The sequence below is a fragment of the Amycolatopsis thermalba genome, from assembly GCF_003385215.1.
GTDB lineage: Bacteria > Actinomycetota > Actinomycetes > Mycobacteriales > Pseudonocardiaceae > Amycolatopsis_E > Amycolatopsis_E thermalba.
On sequence record NZ_PQHW01000042.1, the window covers coordinates 20,789 to 33,396 of the forward strand.

A 12,608-nucleotide genomic window follows, 5' to 3' on the forward strand; every position below is an offset into this window, starting at 1 on the left:
CAGGCCATGAGCTTCAACCTGGCGATCATGCTGCGGGAGTCGGCGACGGCCACGCCGGGCAAGGACTTCCTGCGGTTCCCGTCGGGTGCGATGACCTACGCCGAGGTCGACGAACGCTCCGGCCGGGTCGCCGTCGCCCTGCGGGAGCAGGGCCTGCGCCCCGGCGACAAGGTCGCCGTGCAGCTCGCCAACGTGCCCGAGTTCGTGATCGCCTACTTCGGGATCCTCAAGGCGGGCCTGACGATGGTGCCGCTCAACCCGTTGCTCAAGGCCGCCGAGATCGCCTACCACCTGGACGACTCCGACTCCCGGATGATCATCGCCCACGCCGCGGGCGCCGCCGAGGTGTCCACGGCGCTCAAGGAGGTGGCCGAGGTCCGCGCGGTGGTCGTCGGCGACCTCGACGCGGGTGCCTGGTCGGAGGGGACGCTGTCGTTCGCGACGCTGCTGGACCCCGCGGACGACGGCGACATCTTCCCCGGCGCGGCCGACGACACCGCGGTGCTGCTCTACACCAGCGGCACCACCGGCCGCCCCAAGGGCGCCGAGCTGTCCCACTTCCAGCTCTACATGACCTGCACGCTGGGCAGCGAGCGCTTCGGCGCCGAACCCGAGGACGTCGCGCTGGCGGTGCTGCCGTTCTTCCACGTCTACGGGCTGTCCAGCATCCTCAACGCCTCCGCGCGGCACGGCCGGACCATCTCCGTCGTGCCGCGCTTCGAGGTGCCCGCGGTGCTGGAGGCGATCCAGCGCGACCGGGTCACGATCATGGCCGGCGTCCCGACGATGTACCACGCGCTGGCGTACGCCGACACCACCGGCTACGACACCAGCAGCCTGCGGATCGGCAGCTCCGGCGGCGCCGCGATCCCGGAGGAGGTGCTGCGCCGCTTCGAGGAGAAGTACGGCATCCCGGTGCTGGAGGGCTACGGGCTGTCCGAGTCGGCGTCGACCACGACGGTCAACCCGGGCGCGGACAACCGGAAGATCCTCTCGATCGGCAAGCCGATCTGGGGCGTGCAGCTGCGCATCGTCGACGAGGCGGACCGACCACTGCCGGCCGGGCAGGTGGGCGAGATCGTGCTGCGCGGCCACAACATCACCAAGGGGTACTACAAGCGGCCGCAGGAGACCGCGGAGGCGTTCCGCGGGGGCTGGTTCCACACCGGCGACCTCGGCTACGTCGACGCCGACGGGTTCGTGTTCATCGTGGACCGCAAGAAGGACCTGATCATCCGCGGCGGGTTCAACGTCTACCCGCGCGAGGTGGAGGAGCTGCTGTACCGGCACCCGGCGATCGGTGAGGCGGCGGTGATCGGCGAGCCGGACGAGCGGCTCGGCGAGGAGGTCGTCGCGGTGGTCTCGCTCAAGCCGGGCGCGACCGCGGAGCCGGACGAGATCGTGGCGTGGGCCAGGGAACGCATCGCGGCGTACAAGTACCCGCGGCGCGTGCGGATCGTCGACGAGCTGCCGAAGGGCGCCACGGGCAAGATCGCGAAGCTGGAGCTGCGGGCGCGTCTGCGAGGATGACGTCATGCGGTACGACGTCAACACCTCGATCCTGTTCACCGAGCTGGCGCCGGAGCGACGCCCGGCCGCGGCGGCGGAGGCCGGGTTCGCGGGTGTGGAGTCGTGGTGGCCGTTCGCCGGTGTGCCCGGTGACCGCGAGGTCGAGCGGTTCGTGACGTCGATCGCCGACGCCGGGGTGGAACTGGTGTCGCTCAACGTGCCGCACGGCGACCTGGCGGCGGGCGAACGGGGGCTGGCCGCGTTCGCCGCGCGGACGGCCGAGTTCCGGGACGGCGTGGACATCGCGGCCGCGATCGGGCGGCGGCTCGGGTGCCGGTTGTTCAACGTGCTGCCGGGCAACCGGACCGGCGGTTCGCGCGAGGTGCTGCTGGACAACCTCGCCTACGCCGCCGAGCGGTTGCCGGGCACGGTGCTGCTGGAACCGCTGTCCGGCGCGCCGGACTACCCGCTGCTGCGCGCCGCCGACGCGCTGGCGCTGGCGGACAAGGCCGGCGCGGACAACATCGCGCTGCTGGCGGACGTCTACCACCTCGGCAGCAACGGCGACGACCTGGACGCGCTGCTCACACCGCCGCTGCTGGCGCGGACCGGGCACGTGCAGGTGGCCGACGCACCGGGCAGGCACGAGCCGGGCACCGGGACCCTCGGCGTGACGGCGTGGCTGGAGCGCCTGGCCGCGACCGGCTACGCGGGCTGGGTGGGGCTGGAGTACCTGCCGACCGGGTCCACTGTGGACAGCTTCGGCTGGCTCGCTGGTTAGGACACCTCGAACCGCGGCACGACCAGCAACTGCCCCGGCCACCCGCGGTCTTCGTCCGGCACGCCCCGTCAGTCCCCGGCCTTCCGGGCGGCCGCGTCGTCGGCCACGACCACGCGTCGCATCAGGTCGACGAGCGTCCGGCGTTCCGCTGTGGACAGCACGCCGAGCGACTCCTCCTGTGAGGCGTGCGCCACCTCCTGCAGGCGCCGCACCAGCCTCCGCCCCGAATCGGTCAGCGCGGCGCGCTGGCGGCGGCGGTCCTCCGGATCGCGTTCGCGCCGGACGAAACCGCGTCGCTCCAGCACGTCCAGGTACCCGACCAGGTGGCTGCGGTTGAGCCCGAGCCGGTCGGCCAGCGCGTGCTGCGCCAGCGGCCCGAAATCCGACAACCCCGTCAGCACGGCGAAGTGCGGCAGCCGCAGGTCGTGCTCGGCCAGTGCCGCGACCAGCCCGCGATGCCCGATCCGCGCCACGTGGCCGGCCAGGTACGAGGGCAGGGCGAGCAGGGTCGGCGGGCGCGTCTCGCGGTCGTCCATGACGGCGATCCTACCCCCTGGACGTAATAATGTCGTCGTGTAATCATTACGTCATGACACGAACTTCCGCTCCGTTCGCCGCGCTGCTGATCGCGGTGCTGTCCTTCTCGTTGCTGCAGACCATGCCGGTGCCCGCGCTGCCGGCCCTGCAGGCCGAGTTCGGCACGTCGACCACCACCGTGTCCTGGGTGCTCAGCGCGTTCCTGCTCACCGCGTCGGTGGCCACCGGGCTGCTCGGCCGCCTCGGCGACATGTTCGGCAAGCGCCGCGTGCTGCTGGCGTGCCTCGCGGTGTCCGCGGCGGGCACGCTGCTCGCCGCGGTGGCCCCGTCCATCGGCGTGCTGATCGCCGCCCGCGCGATCCAGGGAGCCGGGGCCGCGACGTTCCCGCTCGCGTTCGGCATCGTGCGCGACGAGTTCCCGCGTGAGCGGGTCCCGGTCGCGATCGGCTGGATCAGCTCGACCTTCGGCATCGGGTTCGGCGCCGGGCTCGTCATCCCCGGGGTGATCGTCGACGCGCTGGGCTGGGAGTGGATCTTCTGGCTGATGCTCGCGGTGATCGTCGCCGGCATCGCCGCGGTGACCGCGTTCGTGCGCGAGTCGCCGGTGCGCTCGCCGGGCCGGGTGGACTGGGCGGGCGCCCTGCTGCTCACCGGTGGCCTGGTCGCGCTGCTGCTGGCGATCAGCGAGGGCCGCGTGTGGGGCTGGGGCTCGGCGGCGATCGTCGGGCTGTTCGCGGCCGCCGCGGTCCTGCTGGCCGTGTTCGCGCTGGTGGAGAAGCGCCTGGCGCGGCCGCTGATCGACATCGGGCTGCTCGGCCGTCCCGCGGTGCTGACCTCCAACATCACCGCGCTGATCATCGGGTTCGGCATGTACGGCGCGTTCACGCTGGTGCCGCTGCTGGTCGAGACGCCGTCGCAGGCCGGGTACGGCTTCGGCGCGTCGGTCACCGAGGCCGGGCTGTTCATCATCCCGATGGCGGTGACCATGCTGTTCGCCAGCCCGCTCGCCGGGCGCATCGGCGCGAAGGCCGGGTTCAAGCTGCCGCTGGTGCTGGCGTGCGTGGTCGGCGCGGCCGGGTTCGTGGTGTTCGCCGTCGCGCACGGCACGCAGTGGCCGATCTACCTGGGCAACGGGATCCTCGGCATCGGCGTCGGGTTCGCCTTCGCGTCGCTGGCCAACCTCGTCGTGGGCGCGGTCGACCCGCGTCAGACCGGGGAGGCCACCGGCGTCAACACGATCATGCGCACCATCGGCGGCACCTTCGGCGCGCAGATCGCGTCGACCATCGTCACCGGCGAGGTCATCCCCGGCACGCGGTTCCCGGTGGAATCCGGCTACACCACGGCGTTCGTGCTGTCCGCGATCGCGATGGGCGTGGCGGCGCTGGTCGCGCTCGCCGGCCCGGGACGGCTCGTGCCCGCCGCCCGCCCCGCGGTGGCGAGCCGATGACGGACTACGGCCACGACCTGCTCTTCGGCGCCGTCCTGGTGCCGGTGACGGCGCGGCCGGGCGAGGCGCTGGAACTCGCGCGGGTCGCGGACCGCGCCGGACTGGACCTGGTGAGCGTGCCGGACCACCCGTACCGGCCGGAGTTCGCCGAGGCGTGGACGACGCTGTCGGTGATCGCCGCGCGGACCGAGCGGGTGCGGGTGTTCCCGAACGTCGCCAACCTGCCGCTGCGTCCCCCCGCGATGCTGGCCCGCGCCGTGGCGAGCCTGGACGCGCTCAGCGGCGGCCGGGCCGGCCCGGCGCTGGGCGCCGGGGCGTACTGGGACGTGATCGCGGCCGAAGGCGGGCCGTGGCACCCGCCCGCGGAAGCGGTTTCCGCCCTCGGCGAGGCGATCGCGGTGATCCGTGCACTGTGGACACCCGGCGGGCCGGTCCACCTGCCGGGCGAGCACTACGCGCTCGACGGCGCCGAACCCGGTCCCCCGCCGCGCGATCCGGGCATCTGGGTGGGCGCGCTCGGGCCGCGGATGCTGCGTCTGACCGGCACGCTGGCCGACGGGTGGCTGCCGAGCATGACCCGGATCCCGCCGGAGGATCTGCCGTCGGCCGGCGCGATCATCGACGCCGCCGCGGCGGACGCGGGCCGGGACCCCGCCGCGATCCGCCGTCTCTACAACCTGTCCCCGCCGGCGCTCGGTTCCCCTCGCGACTGGCCGCGACGACTCGCCGACCTGGCGCTCACCCACGGCGTCAGCGGGTTCCTGCTCCCGGCCGGCACGCCGGACCTGCTGCGGCTCTTCGCCACCGAGATCGCCCCGGCGGTCCGGGAACTCGTCGCCGCGGCCCGGGGCGGGCCGGGCACCGAGCGGGAAGCGGCCGCCGGGCGGCGGCTCGTCGAGGCACACGACCATCTGCGCGCGGAACTCGGCCGGTTGCGCGACCTGGTCGCCGAGGTCGCCGCCGGCACCCTCGACGCCGGCGCCGCGCGGTCCCACCTGCGCACCCTCGCGCTGCGTCAGAACAACTGGACGCTCGGCGCGTACTGCGCGTCCTTCTGCCGCGTGGTCAGCGTCCACCACCACCGCGAGGACGCCGGCATCTTCCCCGCCCTGCGGCGGTTCGAGCCCGGGCTCGCCCCCGTGCTGGACCGCCTCGAGGACGAGCACCGCGCCATCCAGGCCCTCGTCGAACGGGTCGACGCGGCGCTGGTCGCGTTCGCCGGCGGCGCCGGGGACATCACCGGCCTGCGGGAGGCGCTCGACTCGCTCACCGACGCGCTCCTGTCCCAACCTGTCGGACGAGGAACGTGAGCTGACCGGCCCGCTCGGCCGGCTGTGGGGTGGTGGCGCCGGGTAGCGACGCGACGACGACTTCCGCGCGAACGGGTGACGACATCCGCGCTGCGTATCTCCCTCGCGGGGAGGAAAGCGCTTTCGGGGGCCGGCACCTCGCCGCCACCGGGGACAACGGGGTTTGCGCACAGTAACCGGGGGGTCGCGGCTCAGGGGTGAACGCCGTACGACATGATTTCAGTCCGACCAGAGCATCTATCGAGTGATCGGTGACTGTGACGCAGAGTGAGAATGACCCCCGAGCCGCCGGGAAGGCGCTCGCCGGCAGCCCTGGCTTGACAGGGGTGGTTGCATACGACTCTGTCGTGACGTCGCCGTCTTCGTCCCGGTCCCCAGGATTTCGTGGAGCGTCGTGAAAAACACAGATGACAAGTCAGGCGAAGGCCACCACAAGTCGATTCGCAAACGCCTGACCGGAACCGTCCTGATCCCCAGTATCGCGCTGCTGGTGATGTGGATCGCGGGTTCCGGCTACTTCCTGGTGGACGCGATCTACGTGCGCACGGTGGCCTCCTCCGTGCAGGACGTGTCGATCCCCGCCGTCACCGCGCTCGGCGCCGTCCAGCAGGAACGCCAGCTGTCCCTGGTCTACCTGGAACGCCCCCAGGTCGGCCTGCGCGACCTGCAGGCGCAGCAGCAGTCCATCGACAAGTCGCTGACCAGCCTCCGGTCCGCGCTGGCCGAGGTGAAGAGCCTCGTGCCGGACGAGATCGGGCAGCGGATGAACCAGATGGAGTCCAGCCTCGACCAGCTCCCGGTCATCCGCGCGGAGATCAACCTGCGCACGATCTCCAAGGAGCAGGTCAACGACTTCTACAACCGCCTGCTGGACACCGCGACCGACCTGTTCGACTCGCAGGCCCGCCTGGTGCCCGACGCCGAGTCGACCCAGGGCGGTATGACGTCGGTGGACATCTTCCGCGCCTCCGACCAGATGTCGCGCGCCGCGTCGCTGGCCTCCAGCGCGTTCGCCGCCGGGCAGTTCGCCCCCGCCGACCACCTGCAGTTCGCCCAGCTCGTCGGCAGCTACCGCGCGCAGCTGACGAAGATCGCGAGCTACATGGCCCCCGAGGCCGGCCAGCGCTACCGCGAGCTGACCTCGAGCGACCAGTGGCAGCGCCTCACCGCCGCCGAGAACTCGATCATCACGCACGGACCGGGCCCGTTCCGCGAGAACGTCGGCGGCCTGACCCTGCGGGAGAACGACTGGCGCGACCTCACCACGCAGGTGTCGGGCCAGCTGATCGCCCTGACCGTCGAGCAGTCGGAGCTGGCCTCCGGCGCCGCGCTCGACAAGGGCAACGTCAACCTGTGGACCGTGATCATCGGCAGCATCGCCGCCCTGCTCGCGGCGGTCGCGTCGATCTGGGTCGCCATCCGGGTGTCCCGCACCCTGGTCGACCGGACCCTGATGACGCGCCTCGAGCGCCTGCGCAACGACTCGCTGGAGCTGGCCCGCACCCGCCTGCCGAGCATCGTGAACCGGCTCAAGGAGGGCGAGCCGGTCGACGTCAGCGCCGAGCTGCCCCGGCTGGACCACGGCAAGGACGAGATCGGGCAGGTGGCCGAGGCGTTCAACATCGCCCAGCTGACCGCCGTCCAGGCCGCGGCCAGCGAGGCCAAGGCCCGCAGCGGTGTCAACAACGTGTTCCTCGGCATCGCCCACCGCAACCAGGGCCTGGTGCACCGCCAGCTGCAGATCCTGGACCGGATGGAAAGCCGCGAGGAGAACCCGGAGCAGCTCAAGGGCCTGTTCCAGCTCGACCACCTGGCCACCCGCGCCCGGCGCACCACCGAGAACCTGATCATCCTCGGCGGCAAGCAGCCGGGCCGCCGCTGGCGCAAGCCGGTGTGGCTGATGGACGTGCTGCGCGCCGCGGTGTCGGAGACCGAGCACTACTCGCGGGTCGAGGTGGAGAACGTCCCGCAGGTCGCGATCATCGGCTCCGCGGTCGCCGACACCATCCACCTGGTCGCCGAGCTGGTCGACAACGCCACCACGTTCTCCCCGCCCGGATCGCAGGTCCACATGACCTCCACCCTGGTCGCGCGCGGCGTCGTGGTGGACGTGGCCGACCAGGGCCTGGGCATGAAGGACGACGTCCGGGAATGGGCCAACCGGATGATGTCGGAGCCGCCCGAGTTCGACGCAATGGCCCTGAAAGCCGACTCCAGCCTGGGCCTCTTCGTGGTCGCCCGGCTGGCGGCCCGGCTCGGCCTCAAGGTCATGTTCGATTCCTCGCGCTACGGTGGCACCCGCGCCACGATCCTGATCCCGTCGGCCCTGCTCGCCAACACCGACCAGGTCGCCGAGAACGCCGATCCGGAGTTCCGCGGCGCCCCGGCGACCGCCGGGCCCGACTCGTACGAGCAGGAGGAGACCGGCGTGCCGGCCGGAGCGAACGGTATGGGACGACACGAGAACAACGGCGCCCCCGAGCCCGCTCGGCGGGTCCCGGTGGAGCTCCCCGCGGGACGGCACGCCGAGCCGGAACCGGAACGGGCGAGCGAGACCACCGGTGTGCGGACGATCTCGGTGTTCGAGCCGGACCCCGCACCGTCGCCGACGCCCTCGCCGCGCCCCAAGCGGTCCCGGGCCCCGCTGCCGCAGCGCGAACCGCAGCAGAACCTCGTCGCCCAGCTCCGTGACGACCCGGACGCGGACGCCACCGATTACCACGAGTTCTCCGGTCGGACCCGCAACACGCTCTCGGCGTTCCACAAGGGGACCCGCCGCGGGCGCGACGCAGACGCACCGGAAGACCCCCGGGCCACCATTGACTGAGAGGGAAGTCGAACCTCATCGATGAACGAGAACGAGAACTCCAAGGTCGACCTGAACTGGCTGCTCGACGACATGGTCGACCGCGTCGTCGGGGCGCAGCACGCCGTGGTCCTCTCGGCCGACGGGCTGCTCATGGGCAAGTCCGCGAACCTGTCCAAGGACGACTCCGACCAGCTGTCGGCGATCGCGTCCAGCCTGCAGAGCCTCGCCAAGGGCGCCAGCAAGCACTTCCAGCGCGGCCCGGTGCTGCAGACCCTCATCGAGATGGCCGAGGGCTACCTGTTCGTGTGCGCGGCCGGTCAGGGCGCGTGCCTGGCGATCCTCGCCGAGGAGACGGTCGACGTCGAGATGATCGCCTACGAGATGAGCCGCCTCGTCAAGCGCGTCGGTGACTACATGACGTCGGCTCCCCGGGATGCCGCGAGGTTCGTAGCGGAGCACAACTGATGGCGGACGATCAGTGGTACGACGAAGCGGCCGGGCCGCTGATCCGGCCGTACGCCATCACCCGGGGCCGGATCCCGTCCGTCGACATCAAGCTCGACGTGGCGACTCAGGTGATGGCCATCCGGGGCAACCACGACCCGATCGGGTTGACCCCGGAACACCTGACGATCCTCGAGTTGTGCCAGCGGCCGTTGTCCGTCGCTGAAATTGCCGTGTACGTCAAGGTCCCCCTCGCCGTGGTCAAGGTGTTGTGCAGCGATCTGATCGAACGGGGCGCCGTGATCGTCCGTTCGCCGTCGCAGCCGGCCAAGGCCCCCGATCGCGAACTACTCCAGGCGGTGCTCGATGGCCTCAACAAGCTCTGAAGAAGGCGGCGTCATCCCGACGCCGGTCAAGATCGTCATCGCGGGCGGTTTCGGCGCCGGCAAGACCACCATGGTCGCGTCGGTGAGCGAGATCGTCCCGCTGTCCACCGAGGAGGTGATGACGGAGGCCAGCACGGGCGTCGACGACCTGACCGGTGTCGAACGCAAGACCACGACCACGGTCGCGCTGGACTTCGGCCGCATCACCATCTCCCCGCAGACGGTGCTGTACCTGTTCGGCACGCCCGGGCAGGACCGGTTCTGGTTCATGTGGGACGAGCTCGCGCTGGGCGCCATCGGCACCGTGGTGCTGGTCGACACGCGTCGGCTGGACTCCAGCTTCGCGGCGATCGACTTCTTCGAACGGCGCAAGATCCCGTTCATCGTCGCGGTCAACTGCTTCGAGGACGCGGACGACTACGAAGAGGACGAGATCCGCAAGGCGCTCGCCATCGCCCCCGGCGTGCCGGTGATGTTCTTCGACGCGCGTTCACGGGAGTCGAGCAAGCTGGCGCTGATCCGGCTGGTGCGGTACGCGATGAGCCGGCTGCCCGCGGAGTCGGAGCTGGCGCGGACCTGAGGTTCTCCAGCCCGGGACTGGGAAAGGCCACCCCGTTCTTCGTGACGGGGTGGCCTTCGCGCATGGTGTGTCAGACGTACCGGGGCACCTGTCGTAGCTTCAGGTTGAAGTGCCGCAGCAGCTGCGGCGCGTGGGTGACCCGGTACTCCGGTACCCGTTCGGGGTTCTTCGCGATCGTCGCCAGCACGTCGGCCACGTACTCCAGGTGCGCGAGCGTGTAGGTCCGCCGCGGGATGGCCAGGCGGACCAGCTCGAACGGCGCCGGGGCGATCAGGTTGTGCTCGTCGTCGAAAGTGCCCAGGTACAGCGAACCCAGCTCGGCGCAGCGGATGCCGCCCGCCAGGTACAGCTCGCACGCCAGCGCGTGCCCGGGGAAACCGTGCGGGGGCATGTGCTGCAGCAACCGCCCGGCGTTGAGGTACAGGCCGTGCACCCCGGCCGGCTGCACGATGTCCACCCCGGCCTCGTTGATCAGCCGGGCGAAGTGCGCGGTCTCCTCGGCGCGGTTGCGCAGGTAGTTCGGGTCCACGACCTCCCGCAGGCCCTGCGCGACCCGCTCCAGATCGTGCCCGCCCAGGCCACCGTACGTCCGGAAACCCTCGGTCGCGATGAGGATCGCCTCGCACTGCTTGGCCAGCTCCGCGTCCCGCACGCCGATCGCCGCGCCCATCGGGGCGATCGCGTCCTTCTTCAGGCTGGCGACGAAACCGTCGGCGAGGGCGAACGTCTCCTGCGCGACCTCCTTCGGGGTCTTGCCCGCGTAACCCTCCTCGCGCTGGGTGATCAGCCACGAGTTCTCCGCGAACCGCGCCGCGTCCAGGAAGAACGGCACCCCGAACCGGTCGCACAGCGCGCGCACGGCCTTCAGGTTCGCCATCGACACCGGCTGCCCGCCGCCACCGTTGTTGGTGATCGTGATGAGCACCTGGCCCACGCGGGAACCGTCCGGCCCGGACAGGGTTTCCTCGAGCGCGCCGAGGTCGATGTTGCCCTTGAACGGATCCCGGCTGTCCAGGTCCGCCGCCTCCGGGCACGGCAGGTCCCGCGCCTGCGCCCCGGCCAGCTCCACGTTCGCGCGCGTGGTGTCGAAGTGCGTGTTGGACAGCGAGATCTGCCCCGGCTTCAACGCGGTGGAGAACAGGATCCGCTCCGCCGCCCGGCCCTGGTGGACCGGGAACAGGTGCGGGAACGAGGTCAGGTCCGCCAGCGCGGACCGGAACCGGAACCACGAGTCCGAACCGGCGTAGGACCGGTCGGCCGCCGCAGCACCGGCCTCCTGCGCGGCCGACACCGCGCCGGTGCCGGAGTCGGTCAGCAGGTCGATCGTGACCATGTTCGCCGGCAGGTCGAACATGTTGTAACCGGCGCGGGAAAGCGCCTCCTCCCGCTCCTGCCGGGTCGTGATCGGGATCTCCTTGACAACCTGGACCCGGTACGGCGGGAACGACTTCATGCTGACTTCTTCCTCCCGGTTCACAACGAAGCCGCGGCGCCGACCCGCGTGCGGGGTGCGGCCACGGCGTAGGCCTCCGACGAAAGATATACCGTCGTTCCGGTGCCGAACCGGCCGAGACGCAGGGAGACGTGCGCGATCAGGCCCACCCCCGCCGCCATCGGGCGGTCGGTGACCGCGGCGATCGCCCGGTCCAGCTCCGCGGCGGGCAGCCCGGCCCGCGCGAAGTGGGCCAGCACCCGCTCCCGCGCGGCCGCGTCGTCCGGGACGTAGTCGCGGATCGGGAGGTAGAGGCTGTAGTTGCCGGGACGGCCCGCATCGGCCTCCACGAAGGAGTAGCTGGAGATCAGCGGCCGCCCGGCGTACGGCCCGGTGCCGCCGCCCGCGGCGGTCAGGAACTCCCGCACCAGCAACGGGTTCACGCCCGCGACGGCCCCGGCCGCCCGCTCCACCGTGCCCGATTCCGCCGAATCGTGCGAAACGTACAGCTTGACCCGGGACAGCGGGCCGTCGTCGAGGTCGAGCGCGAAGAACGAGAACCGATCGGCGGCACCACGCAACAGCGCGTGCTCGGTGACGGTTTCGTAGGCGTCGCTCAACCCCAGGCGCCGCAGTCCTTCCGCGACGAGCCCGGGGGCGGCGTGCTCGCCGCGCACCTGCGGGTTGAAGTAGACCTTGAGCGCCGGGGCGCGGCCGGGGCGCAGGATCACCGAGAACCAGAGGGCGAACTTCCCCTGCGGCCGTTCGGTGAGGAACAGGTCCTCGACCGCCTGGAACCGGTCGAGCCGGAGATCGAACCGCTGCGCCATGTGGGTGAGAAAGCGCTTCGCGGCATGAATGTTCGCCGCGTGGCCCGGGTTTTGCGGGATCGTTTCACCGAGGATCCGCACGGCACGGTCGCCGCTCTCGTCGAACGCGACCGAAAACTCCACGGGGGTCGCGTCGTCCGCGACGTCGGAAGGCCACAGCGGGGGCTCGGTCAGCGGGCGCGCGCCCGCGGCCCCGAGGAGTTCCCGCAGGACGTCGACGGGATCACCGTCGTCGGCCGGAAAGCCTGCCACCCTGCAGAGTTCTCCGAGCTGTCTACTGGCATGGTCGAATAGGGTCACAGGGGCGACGTTCACACTCACTCCGACGGTCTGGCGAGCAACTGCTCGACTAGGCGGGGGACAGACCGTCGACCAACATAACGTCATCTTTCCAGCGAGACGTACCGCTGGAGGAGTGATCTTGGCCGCACGGTCAGTCACTGCCGGACGCTGTCCTCCTGGTTCGCTGCCACGGCACGGTTTTCGCTGTCCACGCACCGGGAAGCACTGTCGCGGCAAGCGGTTGACGTCGGCGCTAGC

General features: G+C 71.2%; 11 protein-coding genes. 8 read left to right on the forward strand and 3 right to left on the reverse strand.

The window, feature by feature from the left end:
• The first annotated feature begins 6 nt into the window (after positions 1–6).
• Complete coding sequence (locus D0D15_RS18225; RefSeq protein ID WP_094008563.1) at positions 7–1,530, forward strand: long-chain-fatty-acid--CoA ligase; 1,524 nt, start codon at positions 7–9, stop codon at positions 1,528–1,530.
• 4 nt (positions 1,531–1,534) lie between these two features.
• Positions 1,535–2,290 carry a hydroxypyruvate isomerase family protein gene (locus D0D15_RS18230; RefSeq protein ID WP_094008562.1) on the forward strand — a complete coding sequence of 252 codons (756 nt, stop codon included), beginning with the start codon at positions 1,535–1,537 and terminating at the stop codon, positions 2,288–2,290.
• A gap of 68 nt (positions 2,291–2,358) precedes the next feature.
• On the opposite strand, the gene D0D15_RS18235 is transcribed toward D0D15_RS18230, so the two are convergent.
• Entirely contained in the window at positions 2,359–2,826 is a 468-nt protein-coding gene (locus tag D0D15_RS18235; RefSeq protein WP_094008561.1) for a MarR family winged helix-turn-helix transcriptional regulator, read from the reverse strand.
• 53 nt (positions 2,827–2,879) lie between these two features.
• On the opposite strand from D0D15_RS18235, the gene D0D15_RS18240 reads away from it, so the two are divergent.
• The 6 genes from D0D15_RS18240 (at position 2,880) to D0D15_RS18265 (ending at position 9,806) form a co-directional block, all read left to right on the forward strand.
• On the forward strand, positions 2,880–4,277 hold the full coding sequence (locus tag D0D15_RS18240; protein ID WP_094008560.1) for an MFS transporter: 1,398 nt from the start codon (positions 2,880–2,882) through the stop codon (positions 4,275–4,277).
• Positions 4,274–5,587: an LLM class flavin-dependent oxidoreductase gene (locus tag D0D15_RS18245; RefSeq protein WP_208646182.1), complete on the forward strand. Its 1,314-nt coding sequence runs from the start codon at positions 4,274–4,276 to the stop codon at positions 5,585–5,587. The genes D0D15_RS18240 and D0D15_RS18245 overlap by 4 nt, the downstream gene beginning before the upstream one ends.
• A gap of 394 nt (positions 5,588–5,981) precedes the next feature.
• Positions 5,982–8,414 carry a nitrate- and nitrite sensing domain-containing protein gene (locus tag D0D15_RS18250; protein ID WP_094008559.1) on the forward strand — a complete coding sequence of 811 codons (2,433 nt, stop codon included), beginning with the start codon at positions 5,982–5,984 and terminating at the stop codon, positions 8,412–8,414.
• Positions 8,415–8,435: 21 nt separating this feature from the next.
• On the forward strand, positions 8,436–8,861 hold the full coding sequence (locus tag D0D15_RS18255) for a roadblock/LC7 domain-containing protein (RefSeq protein WP_094008558.1): 426 nt from the start codon (positions 8,436–8,438) through the stop codon (positions 8,859–8,861).
• Positions 8,861–9,226, forward strand: coding sequence for a DUF742 domain-containing protein (locus tag D0D15_RS18260; RefSeq protein ID WP_017983332.1), 366 nt, complete (start codon positions 8,861–8,863; stop codon positions 9,224–9,226). Before D0D15_RS18255 ends, D0D15_RS18260 begins: the two co-directional genes overlap by 1 nt.
• Positions 9,207–9,806: a GTP-binding protein gene (locus D0D15_RS18265; protein ID WP_094008557.1), complete on the forward strand. Its 600-nt coding sequence runs from the start codon at positions 9,207–9,209 to the stop codon at positions 9,804–9,806. The genes D0D15_RS18260 and D0D15_RS18265 overlap by 20 nt, the downstream gene beginning before the upstream one ends.
• 70 nt (positions 9,807–9,876) lie before the next feature.
• Here the strand turns inward: D0D15_RS18265 and D0D15_RS18270 are convergent, their stop codons facing one another.
• Together D0D15_RS18270 and D0D15_RS18275 are read right to left on the reverse strand one after the other, a co-directional pair.
• The gene (locus D0D15_RS18270) at positions 9,877–11,259 is read right to left on the reverse strand and encodes a tryptophanase (protein ID WP_094008556.1); all 1,383 of its coding nucleotides are present in this window, start codon (positions 11,257–11,259) and stop codon (positions 9,877–9,879) included.
• 20 nt (positions 11,260–11,279) lie between these two features.
• Complete coding sequence (locus D0D15_RS18275; RefSeq protein ID WP_094008555.1) at positions 11,280–12,320, reverse strand: tryptophan dimethylallyltransferase family protein; 1,041 nt, start codon at positions 12,318–12,320, stop codon at positions 11,280–11,282.
• Positions 12,321–12,608 lie beyond the last annotated feature (288 nt).